The following is a 12,942-nucleotide window of genomic DNA, read 5'->3' as shown; positions in this document are numbered from 1 at the left end:
CGCGATGGACCTCGATTTCACCCAGGAACAGGACATCCTCCGGGAGACCGTGCGTGGCCTGACGGCCCGTCACGCCGACCTCTCCGTCGTTCGCGAGTTGGAGAACGACCCGGTCGGGTACCCCAAGGACTTCTGGAAGAAGCTCGGCGAGTCCGGCCTGACCGGCCTGACCCTCCCCGAGAAGTGGGGCGGGTCGGAGATGACCACGCTCGACGCGGCCGTGGTCTACGAGGAGTTCGGGCGTTCGCTGGCGCCGACTCCGCACTTCGTCAGCTCGGTCCTGGTCGGCGGCGTGCTCGCCGCGGCCGGGTCCGACGAGCAGCGGCAGAAGTATCTGCCGGGCATCGCGGCCGGCACCACCATCGCGAGCGTCGCGTGGCTGGAGCCGGACCGCGGCTACGGCGGCAAGGGCGTGGCGCTGGCGGCCCGCGCGGACGGCGACGGCCACGTGTTGTCCGGTACGAAGCGGCACGTCGCGTACGCGTCGTCGGCCGACGTGCTGCTCGTGCTCGCCCGGACCGGCACCGCGGGCACCCCGGGCGACCCCGCCCAGGGCGTGTCGCTCTTCCTGGTCGACCCGAAGGCGGCCGGGGTCACCCTGACCCAGCAGACCACGATCGCCTCGGACACCCAGTATCGGGTCGAACTGGCGGACGTACGCGGCGAGTTGGTCGGCTCGGCCGGAGCCGGCTGGCCGGTCTGGTCGGACGTGCTGCACGACGGCCTGATCCTGCTCGCGGCCCAGGCCGTCGGCGGCGCCAAGCGCGCGCTGGAGATCACCGTCGAATACGCCAAGCACCGCAAGCAGTTCGACAAGCCGCTCGGCGCGTTCCAGGCCATCGCGCACAACCTGGCGGACGCCTCGACCGCCGTGGACGGCGCCGAGACCCTGGTCTGGGAGGCCGCCTGGTCCCGGGACAAGGGCCGCGACACCGCGCGCCTGGCCCCGATGGCCAAGCTGTTCGCCGCCCGCACCTATCGCGAGGTCACCGACCTGGCGGTACACGTACACGGCGGCATGGGCTTCACCCTGGAATGCGACGTACAGCTCTACTTCCGCCGCGCCAAGTCCCTCCAGCTCAACTGGTGGGACGACCGCTACCTGGAAGACCTGATCGCGGCGGACGTCCTCGACAAGGGCTGACCCCCGCACCCGCGACACCCCACGAAGGCGGCTCCGACTCCGGTCGGAGCCGCCTTCGTGGCGCGTGGGGTACGGCCGGGTCGGGGAGTGATCGTCGTCTCGGGTGGCGACTCGGCCGCTCTCCTTCGGTCACCCGAAAGTGGGGTTTCGGGGCATTCGTCCGAGCATCTCGGCACATCGTCGTCACCCTGACGCCATGGGCAACTCTCGGTTCGCGGCGCGGTGTCTGCTGGTGGCGTGTGGATGCCTGCCGGTCCTGGCCGCCGCCGGCGACGCGTTCGCCGACCACCGCACCGACGACCGCGTCGCCGTGAACGTGGAGACCCGCCCCGACCCGGCCGCAACGGGCCGACCGGCCGAGCCCGCGGCCGCACGTACGGAAGTGCACGCCGGCCGCGTACACGTCGTGCATCAACCCGGCGTGCTGACCGCCGTCCGGATCGGCGACGACGTCTCGGTGACCGTGCGTCCCGGGTGCGGCTGCACGGCCGGGCCCACCACGACACCCCCCGCCACCCCGCCGCACCGCCCGCCCGCGACCGAGCCGACCGTACCGCCCACCCGCGAGCCGGCATCGCCCGCGCCACCGGCCGGCGCCGCGAGCGGGCAGGCCGCCGGCCCGCCTCCCGGGACCCGGCCGCCGCCCGCCGCGCCCGTACGTCGCCCGTACGCCCCCGCCGCGGTGGACGCGTGGCCCGAACCGCCGGGCACAGCCGCGCCCATCGACGAACCACCGTCCATCCGGCGGCCGTTGCGCACCACCGCCGTGCCGCCCGAGGACGAGGCGTCACCCCCGGGATTCACCGACGGGATCGCGCCGGTCCTGGTGGTGTCGATCATTCCCGCCGCGCTGGCGGCGCTGCTTCCGAACCCGGCCCGACGAGGAGTGCGGACGTGACCATCTGGATCCTCGGCGCCCTCATCGGCGCCGGCATCGCCGCGGCTGCCGTCATCGTGATGAGCCGCACCGAACGCGCCAAGGACAGCGGCTTCGACGGCCAACTGCTGTCCTTCTGCGGCGGAGCCGTGCTGTCCCCGTTCGTGCTGCTGACCAGCTTCCAGATCGTCGGAGCGTGGGAACTCCAGTCCACGGTTCGCCAACACGCGAGCGACGAGGCGCGCGTGCTGACCAAGACCTACGCGGCGTCCGGCCAACTCCCGCCACCCGACCGCGACTTCGTCCGCGCCGGCCTGCGCGACTACACCCGCACGGTGATCGACAAGGAGTGGTCGGCGATGGCCGACAAGCACGAAACCCCGCTCGCGTGGCGCCAACTCGACTGGATCGCGGCCCGCGTCGGCACCGTCTCGGAGACGGCGCACGATCGGGCCGTCGACACCCAGGCGGCCGTGGCCGACCTGTACGTCAAGCGCCACGTCCGACTCGCCGACCCGGCCTCCACGACACCGATCGTGCTACCGGTGGCCATGATCGTCGCCGGCATCTTCGCCATCGTCTTCCCGGCGCTCGTCGTCCCGACCGCGGACCGCCGCCACATCATCGCCCTCTCCTTCGTGGGCACGATCGTCGCCTTCGGAATCCTGCTCGTCCTCCAACTGCGAAACCCCTACACCGACCCCCTCGCCGTACACCCGACCTCCTTCCGCGCCGCCCTCACCCGCTACGCCCAACTGGGCTGACGAGGGCACCCCAACGCCCCTGCCGCCCGCATCCACCTCCACCTCCACCTCTACCGACGCTCGCCCAACACCCGCTCGAACACCCGGCGGGTCGAGTCGTCCCGATCCGGGATCGCGAACACGACCCGTTCGAAGACCCCCCGCGAACCCGCCGCGCAAGTGCACCGCGAACGCCGCCGCAACCTCCGCAGGCTCGTTGCCGAACACACCGCACCCCCACGCACCCAGCACGAGCCGGGAGTCACCGTGATGGGCCGCGACGGCGAGCACACCACGGGCCCGGGTCGCAAGCACACCCGCGGTCCTGCCGGCCGCGCTCGGCCGCTCCCGCTCGATCGCCCCCGATTCGGCGCGGCCGACGTCAGGAACGCCACGCGCAAGGGCACCGGCAACCACGAACCATCGTCCCGGCGAAACACCGGAACCCCCGGCGTATAGACGACCCGATCGCTGTAGAACAGGTCGCGATCGTCCCGGTGCGCCTCGTAGAACTCGGGACACCGGATCAACGCGTCGTACAGGCCACTCGACCGAGCCAGGCTCTCCTCCTGCGCCTGCGCCCCACGCGCCACTCCTCCACCCGGATTCCGCGCCGACGCGAAGTTCAGCGCCGCGACCGGTCCGCCCCCGCCCAGCCTCTCCACGGCCTCCAGCGTGGTCTCCCGCACCACCTCGATCCGGGTATCCCCCGAGCCCTCGGGAAAGCCCAGGCCACGAAGCTCCTCGGGACCGAAGAGCCGAACCCCCCGACCCAGCTCACCGAGCCCGGCCGAAAGCTCCACCCGCCCTCCGCCGTACGCGTACCAGCCCTGATCCAAGGCCGCCCGCGTCTCCCGCCACCTGTCCATCAACGCCGCACGCACCGCTAACCGACCCCCACCCGTTCCGGCCCACCGGCTCTACTCCCGAACGGCACCCGCCTGCCCGACTGCGTCGACACAGCCCGCGAACCGCGCGCACTGCTCCGAATCCCGCGCACCTCGCGACGAGCATGTCGGTCCCGTCGGCGCCCGACGGTCACGGGTCGACGTACACGGACACCCACAGGCGCGGGTGCGCCTCGGGAAATGTGCCGGGCCGCGCGGATCGTCGCCTGTCGCGGCGTTGGACCGCATGGGACGGGATGCCGGGGACACGCCGCCGCCTGGGAGCCTGGGACAAGGCTCTCGGGGAAGGACGGCGGCACGCTTCGCTCCCGCCATCCGTCGCCGGTCCCGAAGCAGGACGCCTGCTCGGGCCTCGGGTGACGGCTTCGGACCATGCCTGTTGGTGCACTCCCGCACGCCCGATGCGACTTCGGGGGGATTTCAGGGCGGGACTCCCGTACGATCCGGCCCACTTGGGTGCAGTCGATCATGGAGGCATGACGACGACAACGGGGGCCGCGCTGTCCGACGCGGAAGTGGCGGCGCCTTCGGGCCGGATCCGGCTGGCGGCGCACGCGGTGGCCTGGTGTGTGGTGCCGTCCGGAATCTGGCGGATCGCCATGGGGCTCGGGGTCCCGGTCGGATTCGACCAGGACGTGTTGCGCGACGTCTATGACGTCCCGGGCTGGGGCACGGCGTACACCATCGGACTCAGCGTGCTGGTCGAGCTCGCGGCCTTCGCGACGCTGGGGCTGGTGCGGCCGTGGGGGCGCCGGGTGCCCGGTTGGGTGCCGGTGTTCGGGAACCGGGCCACCAACCCGCGAGTGGTCACGATGGTGGCCGCCGGCGGAGCCGCGGTGGTCGCACTCGTGATGCTGAGCCAGCTCGCCCTGCTCGGGTCCGGTGTGCACGAGGCAAGCGAGGTCCAGGGGGCTGCGGCGGCCGTGATGATCGCGTGCTACCTGCCGCTCCTGGCCTGGGCGCCGCTGCTGGCCGTGGTCACCCGGGACTTCCACCGCCGGCACCGGCCCGGCGTACCGCGTTGAGCCGGCCCGCGCGCACCTGACCGGGCGGGAGGGCATCGGCTCCCGGCGACGGCCCCGGAGTCCCCTCGTGCGCAGCGCCGACCACCTCGACACCGGCGGCTCCGCGCCCCGCGTCCGCTGCGACCCCCACGCCGCCGTCCCCTACTCGGCTCGCCCGTACCGCAGCAGCGCCACCCCGTTGCCGAAGGTTCGGGACTCCACGAGGCGAAGCGCGGTCCGGGTGTTCGTCGCCCCGAACATCGGCTTCCCGCGCCCGATCAGCATCGGATGCACGTAGACCGCGTACTCGTCGATCAAATCCAGTCGCCGGAACGTAGCCGCCAGATCCGCGCCACTGAGCGCCAGGTCGCCGCCCGGCTCCGCCTTGATCGCCATGATCTCCTCGGCCACCACCTCGCGCTTGATCGTGGTGTTCCAGTCGGCCTGCTCCAGCGTCCTGGAGAACACGACCTTGGGCATGTCCCGCCAGATGCCGGCGAACTCGACCATGGTCTCCGAACTGGCCGGATCGGCATCGGCCGTCGGCCAGAACCCCGCCATGAGTTCGTGGGTGACCCGTCCGCTCCAGAAGCCGCCCATGGTCTTGAGCAGGTTGTTGAAGTACCCGTGCAATTCCTCGTCGACCTGATGCCAGTCGATCTCCCGATTCGGCCCCTCGATGAAGCCGTCGAGGGAGATCGACGAGGTGTAGATGATCTTCCGCATGGCACGCACCTCATCGAACTCGTTCGCGACCGGCACTCGGGACGGTGTCCCGGTGTTCCTTCGCGTCGAGAGTCCCCACGGACGTTGCCACTCATGCCGCCACCGTCACCGGCACCACCACCGGCACCGGCACCGGCAGCGGGCCCGGGCCCGGGCTGCCACCCCCCGACCATCGACCACCCGACCGAACCGGGCACAGGATGTCGGGTCCGGCATGCGCGAGGCTTTCTAACGTGGTCGGTGCAAGGGAAGGAGTCCACAGTGCTGGAGCGCCTGAATCAGGCCCTGGATCACATCGAGTCGCGGCTCGACCGGGAGATCGACATCGCCGAGTCGGCACGCGTCGCGACGACGTCGGAGTACCACTTCCGGCGGATGTTCTCCGCGTTGGCCGGGATGCCGCTGTCGGAGTACATCCGGCGCCGCCGGCTCACGCTGGCGGCCGCCGAGGTGCTCGCCGGCGAGCGAACGCTGCTGGAGGTCGCGGTACGCCACGGCTACTCCTCGGGCGAGGCGTTCGCCCGGGCGTTCCGCGCGATGCACGGTGTGGGTCCCGGCGAGGCCCGCCGTACCGGTGCGGTGTTGAGCTCGCAGCCGCGGATGTCCTTCCGTCTCGTCATCGAGGGGAGTGGCAGCATGCGATACCGCATCGTCCACAAGGACGCGTTTCACGTGGTCGGCAGGAAGGCCCGCGTCCCGCTCGTCCACGTCGGGGTGAACCCGGCGATCGCCGAGTTCGTCCGAGGCATCGACCGGGAGACGATCCGGCGGATCACGGATCTGTCCGACCAGGAGCCGGAAGGGCTCCTCGCGGTCACCGACGACCTCGCGCCCGACCGCGCCGAGGGAACCGAACTCGACTACTACCACGGGGTGGTGACGCACTCTCAGGTTCCGGAAGACCTGGACGCCCTCGCCGTTCCGGCCGGGATGTGGGCGGTCTTCGAACACTCCGGCCAATTCCCGGAATCGCTCCAGTTCCTGTGGCGCGAGGTGTTCACCGAATGGTTCCCGTCCAACCCGTACCGCACCAGGCCGGGTCCGGAAATCCTCCGCGCCCTCCCCTCCTCCGACGGCACCCGTGCCGACGCGACCCTATGGATCCCCGTGGAGCCCGCCGCGACCTGACCCAAGTCCCGTCCTGGCCCGAGTCCCGTCCCGATCCGAGACGTGTCCCGATCCGAGTTCGGAAGAAGTGTCAAAAGTAGCCTCCGCAGGGCGCTCCCGAGGTCCGGACCGCAGCACTCCCAGCACTCGATGTCACCAGCCTCGGAAGCCGGTTGCCCGAGACGCCAGTCACCGTCCACGCTCCGGACGACGCAGAGCCCCTCCACGTCGATCACCCGGTCGACGCGCAGGGGCTCGCCGTCGTCGGTGACGGCACGTCAGACGCCGTAGCCGCCGTCCACGTCCAGTTTCTGGCCGCTGATGAAGCCCGCCCGGTCGGAGGCCAGGAAACAGACCGCCTCGGCGATGTCCCGGGCCACCCCGAACCGCCGCAGCGGGATGTTGCCGCGCGCGACGTCCAACGCGCGCTCGTCGAGGTCGCCGCTGTCGATCAGCCGCGCCGCCATGCCGTCGGTGAGCATCCCGGGGCCGACGCTGTTCGCGCGCACCCCGAACCGGCCCTCCTCGGCGGCGATGCCGCGCACGATCGCCTCGACCGCGCTCTTGGTGCACGACGACAGGCCGTCCCGGACCGGGAACCGGCTCGTGGCGGCGGTGGTGACCGCGACCAGGCTGCCGTTGCCGGCGGCGCGCAGGTACGGCAGCGAGGGGTGGACCAGGTTGAAGAACGCGGCGGCGTCGCCGTCGAGTTGCTCGCGATACTGCGCGGGTGTAACCCGACTCAGGTGCAACATCGGTACGTGCGGGCCGGCCGCGTACACAACCGTGTGCACACCGCCGAACTCCGCCGCGGCCTCCGCCACGAAGCGCGCCACGGCGTCCGCGTCGGTGAGATCGACCTGCCACGCGCGGGCCCGTCGGCCGTGCTCGGCGCGGGCCTCCTCGGCAACGGCCTCGGTCGCGGCGGCGCCGTTGCGATAGGTGACCGCCAGGTCCGCCCCGCGCTCGGCGAACATCCGACAGATCGCCGCTCCGATCCCGCCTCCGGCACCGACCACCACGGCCGCGCCGGCCCGCTTCCCGAAGTCGCGCTCCATGACTGGCTCCCTGCTGCACGCGAATCTGACGACCTGTCAGGAATATCCCCAGTCCGGGGAACTGTCAATGGATCCCGCGCCTGACCAGCCAAAACACCGGGGCCGATGGGCCGACGACCCACAAATTCCACAGCCTGACCTCCGCGCACCGCTCACCGCGCCAAGCCGATTCGGCCGCACCGCAACCCACGCCCGGCAGGCAGCACATGACGCCACCCAACCTGCCCGGCACACGAGACCACCCAGCCCGGCCGGCGCATGAGGCCAACCCAGCCCGGCCGGCGTTTGAGGCCAACCCAACCCGGCTGACACCCAACGCCAACCAACACCGACAAGCCAACCTCAGCCGGGCCGGCGCTTGAGGCCACTCAGCCCGGCCGGCGCATGAGGCCAACCCAGCCCGGCCGGCGCATGAGGCCAACCAACCTCGCCCCCCACCCCCGCGCCCACCGGCTAGAGCGTCCCGGCCAGCGCCTCTTCGTTCTCCTCCGCCCCACCAAATTGCGTCGCGTGCACCCACGCCCGCTTCAGATACAGGTGCACGTCCACCTCCCAGGTGAACCCCATCCCGCCATACACCTGCGTGGCGTCCTTCCCGTTCCGCGTCGCCGCGTCGTCCCCCATCACCTTCGCCGTGAGCACCGCGACCTCCGGATCACCCACCGCCGGATCATCCAGCGTCACGGCCGCCGCATACACCGCGGCCCGCGCGATCTCGGTCCGCACCAGCATCTCCGCGCACAGGTGCTTGACCGCCTGGAAGCCGCCGATCACCCGCCCGAACTGCTCCCGCTCCTTGGCATACTGCGTGGCCAACTCGGTGAGCCGCCCCGCGATCCCGAGCTGAAGCGCCGCCGTGAGCACCGCTCCGATTCGGCGCCACTGCTCCGCGACGAGAGCATCGGCCACCAACTCGCCCACCGGCAGCTCGTCCACCGAGGTCACCGGCGTGAACGGGTCCACCGGATGCGCGACCCGCTCACCGCGCACCTGCTTCGGGTCGACCAGCCGAATGCCATCCCCGGTGAGCACCAACAAACAGTCCAACGCGTCCAGATGCTCGACCAGCAACGGCCACGAATCACCCTCGATCAACCCGACCACCGCGTCCCCCGAGGCCGCGTCCGTCCCCAGGTCCCCGGGCAGCGAGGCCGCCAGATGCGTGGCCACCAGCGGCCCGGGCAACAACACCCGACCCGCCTCCTCGTACACCAGCGCGGCCTCGGCCACCCCCAGCCCGACGCCGCCCGCCTCCTCCGCGATCCGCAGCGAGAAGAAGCCGGTCTCGGCCAGTTCCCGCCACAGCGCGCGGTCCACCATCCCGGGCACCGGCGCGATGTCCACCAGCGTCCGCATGCGCTCCCGGTCGAACCGACCCTCGCAGAACTCCCGCACCCCGGACCGCAGATCGCGCTGGTCCTCACTCAGCTGGAAATCCATGTCCGATCACCGTTCCTTGCTCAGCCGAAAGTCCATGCCCGACCGTTCCGTGCCCAGCCGCAAATCCACGCCCCTGCCCAGCCGGAAACCCACGCCCGGCCGATCCACGCCCGGTCGCCCCTCCACGCTCAGTAGGCAACCCACGCCCGATCACCGTTCCTTCGGCAAACCGAGGATGCGCTCGCCCACGATGTTGCGCTGAATCTGCGACGTACCCGCCGCGATCGTGTACGACAGCGACGACAGCCGCTCGTCCATCAGCGTGCCGCCGGGCAGCCCCGCGACATCGTCCACGGCCAGGGCCGCCCGACCCAGCAGCCGGTGCGCCAGGTCGTACACCTTCTGCTTCGTCTCGGAGAACCGCAGCTTGAACACCGAACCGCCGACCCCGGGCACGCCGGAACGCTGCGCCTCGGACACGTTCCACTTGGTCAACGCCCACAGCGCCTCGAACTCCGCCGTCAGATGCCCGAGTTCGCGCCGCAAGGCGAGATCGTCCCAGGCGCTCGCCTGACGTCGCGTCACCTTCTTGGCCAGTGCCGCGAGTTCGCGCAACAGCCGTTGGCAGGCCACCACTTCGCTGACGAACGCGGTACCGCGCTCGAACGACAGGGTGACCATGGTGACCCGCCAGCCGTCGTTCTCCGCACCGACCCGGTTGGCCACCGGCACGCGTACGTCGTCGAAGAACACCTCGGCGAACTCCGACGTGCCCATCACCGTCTGCAGCGGACGGATGGTGATGCCCGGCGTATCCATCGGCACGATCAGCCAGGTGATCCCCTTGTGCTTCGGCGCGTCCGGGTCGGTACGTACCAACATCTCGCAGTAGTCGGCCACTTCGGCGTGCGAGGTCCAGATCTTCGAGCCGTTGACGACGTAGTCGTCGCCGTCCCGGACGGCCCGGGTACGCAGCGACGCCAGGTCGCTGCCCGCGCCCGGTTCGGAGAAGCCCTGGCACCACACCTCGTCGCCGCGCAGGATGCCCGGGAGGTAGCGGCGACGCTGTTCCTCGGTGCCCGCCGCGTCGATGGTCGGTCCCGCGTGCAGCAGGCCGACGAAGTTGGCGCCCACGTACGGCGCGCCCGCCCGCTCGGTCTCCTCCAGGAAGATCAGGTGTTCGGTCGGCGTGGCCCCCTTGCCGCCCGCCTCGACCGACCAGTGCAGGCCCGCGTAGCCGGCCTCGAACAACAACCGCTGCCAGGCGGTGTCATACGCCCGCCGCCCCGGCCAGTCGTTGCGATCGGGCTTGGCGGGCAGCAGCGGGATGGCCCGATCGAGCCACGCGCGCAGCTCCGCGCGAAATCTCTCCTCGGCCTCGGTATACCGGAGGTCCATCTCGACTCCCTGTCACGAACAGTCGGGCCGGCCCCAAGACCGGAAAACAAAAAACCGAAGCCCCCAGGCCCAGCCCGGACCCCTGAGCCTGAAACCCAAACCCTCAGCCCAAGCCCCAAGCCCCGAACCCCAGGCCCCAGACCCCGAGCCCAAACTCACGCCCCATACACAGGCGTCGGCGTCGGCGCCTCGTCGATCAACTTCGCCACCACCGGACCGAGCTCGGCCGGCTCCCAGCGCCGACCCGCGCTCGCCTCGGGACCGTGCTGCCAGCCGGTCGCCACCGAGACCTTGTCGCCCTCGACCTCGAACACCCGCCCGGTCACCTCGCGCGACTGCGCCGAGCCGAGCCAGACCACCAGCGGCGAGATGTTCGCCGGGTCGTAGAAGTCGAAGCTGCCGTCCTCGGGCTTGCGCACCATGTCCGGCATCGCTTCCTCGGTCATCCGGGTCCGCGCGGCGGGCGCGATCGCGTTGGCGGTCACCCCGTACCGGCCCATCTCCACCGCCGCGATCTGGGTCAGGCACGTGATGCCGGCCTTGGCCGCGGCGTAGTTGCCCTGCCCGACCGAGCCCATCAGACCCGCGCCGGACGTGGTGTTGATCAGCCGCGCGTCGATCGTGTCGCCCGCCTTGGCCCGCGCACGCCAGTACGCGCCGGCGTGCCGCATCACCGCGAAGTGGCCCTTGAGGTGCACCCGTACCACCGCGTCGAACTCGTCCTCGCCGAGCGAGACCAGCATCCGGTCGCGCAGGAAGCCCGCGTTGTTGACCACGACGTCCAGCCGGCCGAACGCGTCGATGGCGGTCTGTACCAGGCGCTCCGCGCCCGCCCAGTCCGCGACGTCGTCCGCGTTGATCACCGCCTTGCCGCCCAGCGCCTCGATGTCGGCCACGACCTGCTGGGCCGGCCCGAGCGAACGGCCGTCGCCCTGGCGCGAGGCGCCGATGTCGTTGACCACCACGTGCGCGCCCTCACGGGCGAACGCCAGCGCGTGCTCGCGCCCGATGCCGCCGCCGGCACCGGTGACGATGACGACGCGCCCCTCGCAGATCCCACTCATTCCAGGCCCCTCCGGTGTACTGACGACGTGTGCCGACGCGAGTCGGAAATACCTCGGAAGCGGCCCGCCGAGAATTCGACGAGCCGCCCCTTGCCGCTGAACCCAAAACCCGACCGAGCCCGACCGAGCCCTGCGAAGACTCGGGCCCGCCGAAGACTCGAGCCCGCCGAAAACCGACGAGATCCCGAGGAATCCCGGCGCGAACCCGACTCAGACCGCGGTCGCGGCCACCCGCCCCTTGTCGAAGTCGAGGTCGAGCATCCGGATCGCGTTGCCCCGGATGATCTTGTAGACCGTCTCCTCGCTCAGCCCGGCGAGGTGCTCCTCGGCGATCTTCTTGGTGTGCGGCCACGTGGAGTCGACGTGCGGGTAGTCGGTCTCGAACGTGACGTTGTCCTCGCCGATCACGTCGAGCGAGTTCACCCCGTGCCGGTCCCGGAAGAAGCAGGCGAACATGTTCCGCCGGAAGTAGTACGACGGCGCCTCGGGCAGCACCTCACCGGTGACGGCCCACGCGCGGTGCTCCAGCCAGACGTCGTCCATCCGCTCCAGCGCGTACGGGATCCAGCCCATCTGGCCCTCGGAGTAGGCCAGCTTGATCTTCGGGAACCGGGCCGGGATGCCCGCGAAGATGAAGTCGGCCATCGAGGCCATCGCGTTGTTGAAGCTCAGTGACGCCTGCACGGCCGCGGGGGCGTCGGGCGAGGCGGCGGGCATCGTCGAGGACGAGCCGATGTGCATGTTGATCGTCACGCCCAGGTCCGCGCAGACCTGGAAGAACGGGTCCCAGTAGCCGGTGTGGATGCTGGGCAGGCCCAGGAACGCCGGGATCTCGGAGAAGCACACGGCGGTGACGCCGCGCGCCCGGTTGCGCTCGACCTCCTCGACCGCGAGCCGCACGTCCCACAGCGGGATGATGATCAGCGGGATCAGCCGGCCGCCGGAGTCACCGCACCACTCCTCGACCATCCAGTCGTTGTAGGCGCGCACGCACGCGAGCGCGACCTCCTTGTCCGCGGCCTCCGAGAAGGTCTGGCCGCAAAAACGCGGGAAGGTCGGGAAGCACAGCGAGGCCTCGACATGGTTGACGTCCATGTCCTTGAGCCGCTCGGCCGGGTCGTACAGCCCGGGGCGCATCTCGGCGCGGGTGATGCCCTCCAGGGTCATCTCGTCGCGACTGAAGCCCACGGCGGCGATGTTGCGCTTGTACGGGAAGCGCAGGTCCTCGTAGAACCACCAGTCGGCCGGCGGCCCGTCGGGGTCGGTGGTGATCTTGTAGCTCGCCCCGGTGTACTCCAGCGTGCCGATGCCGGTGGTGACCGGCTTGGGGCCACGCTCGTGGTACTTCTTCGGCAACCAGCGCTCGAACAGATGTGCCGGCTCGATGACATGGTCATCCACGCTGATGATCTTCGGCAGTTCGCCGAAGGAGTTTCCGGACCGCGTGGCAGCCTGTCCGGGCTGGTTGGTGCTCATCGGCCCCTCCCGCTCACTGAAATCTGATGGACCGTCAGATTTAGCGTAATCTCTGGG

Annotated in this window: 11 protein-coding genes and 1 pseudogene; 5 read left to right on the top strand and 7 right to left on the bottom strand. The window is 70.7% G+C overall.

The genetic code is table 11. The features are described 5' to 3' along the window. The first annotated feature begins 4 nt into the window (after window positions 1-4). The 3 genes from ACWCPW_RS06910 to ACWCPW_RS06900 all read left to right on the top strand — a co-directional run bounded on the left by ACWCPW_RS06910 (window position 5) and on the right by ACWCPW_RS06900 (window position 2,785). A complete protein-coding gene (locus ACWCPW_RS06910; protein ID WP_449760521.1) occupies window positions 5-1,144 on the top strand; it encodes an acyl-CoA dehydrogenase family protein in 1,140 nt (379 codons plus the stop codon). Between the two features lie 196 nt (window positions 1,145-1,340). Next, on the top strand, window positions 1,341-2,042 hold the full coding sequence (locus tag ACWCPW_RS06905) for a hypothetical protein (RefSeq protein ID WP_449760520.1): 702 nt from the start codon (window positions 1,341-1,343) through the stop codon (window positions 2,040-2,042). Then, window positions 2,039-2,785, top strand: coding sequence for a bestrophin-like domain (locus ACWCPW_RS06900; RefSeq protein WP_449760519.1), 747 nt, complete (start codon window positions 2,039-2,041; stop codon window positions 2,783-2,785). The genes ACWCPW_RS06905 and ACWCPW_RS06900 overlap by 4 nt, the downstream gene beginning before the upstream one ends. Window positions 2,786-2,989: 204 nt before the next feature. Here the strand turns inward: ACWCPW_RS06900 and ACWCPW_RS06895 are convergent. Further along, window positions 2,990-3,633, bottom strand: a pseudogene (locus ACWCPW_RS06895) (TIGR02452 family protein); the annotation flags it as partial. 515 nt (window positions 3,634-4,148) lie between these two features. On the opposite strand from ACWCPW_RS06895, the gene ACWCPW_RS06890 reads away from it, so the two are divergent. Continuing rightward, window positions 4,149-4,697, top strand: coding sequence for a hypothetical protein (locus tag ACWCPW_RS06890; RefSeq protein ID WP_449760518.1), 549 nt, complete (start codon window positions 4,149-4,151; stop codon window positions 4,695-4,697). Between the two features lie 141 nt (window positions 4,698-4,838). On the opposite strand, the gene ACWCPW_RS06885 is transcribed toward ACWCPW_RS06890, so the two are convergent. Continuing rightward, window positions 4,839-5,402, bottom strand: a complete 564-nt coding sequence (locus ACWCPW_RS06885; protein WP_449760517.1) for a dihydrofolate reductase family protein — start codon at window positions 5,400-5,402, stop codon at window positions 4,839-4,841. A 261-nt stretch (window positions 5,403-5,663) separates the two neighbouring features. Between ACWCPW_RS06885 and ACWCPW_RS06880 the strand changes: the two genes are divergently transcribed. Continuing rightward, the gene (locus ACWCPW_RS06880) at window positions 5,664-6,530 is read left to right on the top strand and encodes an AraC family transcriptional regulator (protein WP_449760516.1); all 867 of its coding nucleotides are present in this window, start codon (window positions 5,664-5,666) and stop codon (window positions 6,528-6,530) included. Between the two features lie 257 nt (window positions 6,531-6,787). Here ACWCPW_RS06880 and ACWCPW_RS06875 read toward each other — a convergent pair whose 3' ends face one another. From ACWCPW_RS06875 to ACWCPW_RS06855, 5 genes are all read right to left on the bottom strand, one after another. Next, a complete protein-coding gene (locus ACWCPW_RS06875; protein WP_449760515.1) occupies window positions 6,788-7,567 on the bottom strand; it encodes an SDR family NAD(P)-dependent oxidoreductase in 780 nt (259 codons plus the stop codon). 453 nt (window positions 7,568-8,020) lie between these two features. Next, window positions 8,021-9,007 carry an acyl-CoA dehydrogenase family protein gene (locus tag ACWCPW_RS06870; protein ID WP_449760514.1) on the bottom strand — a complete coding sequence of 329 codons (987 nt, stop codon included), beginning with the start codon at window positions 9,005-9,007 and terminating at the stop codon, window positions 8,021-8,023. A 150-nt stretch (window positions 9,008-9,157) separates the two neighbouring features. Further along, window positions 9,158-10,345 carry an acyl-CoA dehydrogenase gene (locus ACWCPW_RS06865; RefSeq protein WP_449760513.1) on the bottom strand — a complete coding sequence of 396 codons (1,188 nt, stop codon included), beginning with the start codon at window positions 10,343-10,345 and terminating at the stop codon, window positions 9,158-9,160. Between the two features lie 155 nt (window positions 10,346-10,500). Further along, window positions 10,501-11,409, bottom strand: a complete 909-nt coding sequence (locus ACWCPW_RS06860; RefSeq protein ID WP_395866925.1) for an SDR family oxidoreductase — start codon at window positions 11,407-11,409, stop codon at window positions 10,501-10,503. A gap of 210 nt (window positions 11,410-11,619) precedes the next feature. Further along, window positions 11,620-12,885, bottom strand: coding sequence for an amidohydrolase family protein (locus ACWCPW_RS06855; protein WP_395866924.1), 1,266 nt, complete (start codon window positions 12,883-12,885; stop codon window positions 11,620-11,622). Between the last annotated feature and the right edge of the window lie 57 nt (window positions 12,886-12,942).

This window comes from Embleya sp. NPDC001921 (assembly GCF_053594475.1).
Note: the sequence above shows the minus strand (reverse complement) of the source record. Positions and strands in the feature narration are given on the sequence as shown.

What these genes read in the sequence shown, in the direction of transcription:
- ACWCPW_RS06875 (WP_449760515.1), bottom strand. Translation starts at nt 7,567, where the DNA reads ATGGAGCGCGACTTCGGGAAGCGGGCCGGCGCGGCCGTGGTGGTCGGT.
- ACWCPW_RS06885 (WP_449760517.1), bottom strand. Translation starts at nt 5,402, where the DNA reads ATGCGGAAGATCATCTACACCTCGTCGATCTCCCTCGACGGCTTCATC.
- ACWCPW_RS06890 (WP_449760518.1), top strand. Translation starts at nt 4,149, where the DNA reads ATGACGACGACAACGGGGGCCGCGCTGTCCGACGCGGAAGTGGCGGCG.
- ACWCPW_RS06860 (WP_395866925.1), bottom strand. Translation starts at nt 11,409, where the DNA reads ATGAGTGGGATCTGCGAGGGGCGCGTCGTCATCGTCACCGGTGCCGGC.
- ACWCPW_RS06910 (WP_449760521.1), top strand. Translation starts at nt 5, where the DNA reads ATGGACCTCGATTTCACCCAGGAACAGGACATCCTCCGGGAGACCGTG.
- ACWCPW_RS06865 (WP_449760513.1), bottom strand. Translation starts at nt 10,345, where the DNA reads ATGGACCTCCGGTATACCGAGGCCGAGGAGAGATTTCGCGCGGAGCTG.
- ACWCPW_RS06870 (WP_449760514.1), bottom strand. Translation starts at nt 9,007, where the DNA reads ATGGATTTCCAGCTGAGTGAGGACCAGCGCGATCTGCGGTCCGGGGTG.
- ACWCPW_RS06905 (WP_449760520.1), top strand. Translation starts at nt 1,341, where the DNA reads ATGGGCAACTCTCGGTTCGCGGCGCGGTGTCTGCTGGTGGCGTGTGGA.
- ACWCPW_RS06855 (WP_395866924.1), bottom strand. Translation starts at nt 12,885, where the DNA reads ATGAGCACCAACCAGCCCGGACAGGCTGCCACGCGGTCCGGAAACTCC.